This is a genomic window from Pseudomonas ovata (assembly GCF_003131185.1).
GTDB lineage: Bacteria > Pseudomonadota > Gammaproteobacteria > Pseudomonadales > Pseudomonadaceae > Aquipseudomonas > Aquipseudomonas ovata.
The window spans coordinates 1-524 of the sequence record NZ_QFFU01000070.1; the positions used below are offsets into that span (position 1 = coordinate 1).

Genomic DNA, 524 nt, shown 5'->3' on the forward strand with positions numbered 1-524 from the left:
TCACAGCAATCCAGGGCGAAGGTCACGCTCAGTTTGGCGCCGTCCTCGCAGCGAAACTCAAAGCCGTCCGAGCACCAACGCGTATCGCTGGTTTTCACGGCAATACGGCCTTCGTGCCGACGCGGCACGCCGGGCTGTTTGATCCGGCGCTCAAGCAGCAGGTTGTGATCACGCATGACCCGGTAAACCCGCTTTACATTGATCGCAGGGAGTCGTTGCTTTTCTCGTGCGCGACGCAGCAATCCCCAGACACGACGGTAGCCATAGCTGGGCAATTCGCTGACCTGTTGCTGGATTTCGACTACCAGCTCAGCGTCATTTACAGGCCTGCTTCGCCGTACTCTGGGCAATAGCGATTGCTTGATCCGAACCGTTAATTGCGAGCGCGCCACACCGAGACATTCACTGACCAGCTTCACTGGTCGTCCCCCGGCAACAAGGGTGAGTGCGCAATCCATTTTCGCGACCGGGCGATCTCTACGGCCTCTTTGAGGATTTCCGCTTCCATCGTTTTCTTGCCCAGC

General features: G+C 58.0%; 1 pseudogene. It reads right to left on the bottom strand.

Annotated elements, in window-relative coordinates:
• A pseudogene (locus tag DGA31_RS29485) lies at positions 1-524 on the bottom strand (IS3 family transposase); the annotation flags it as partial.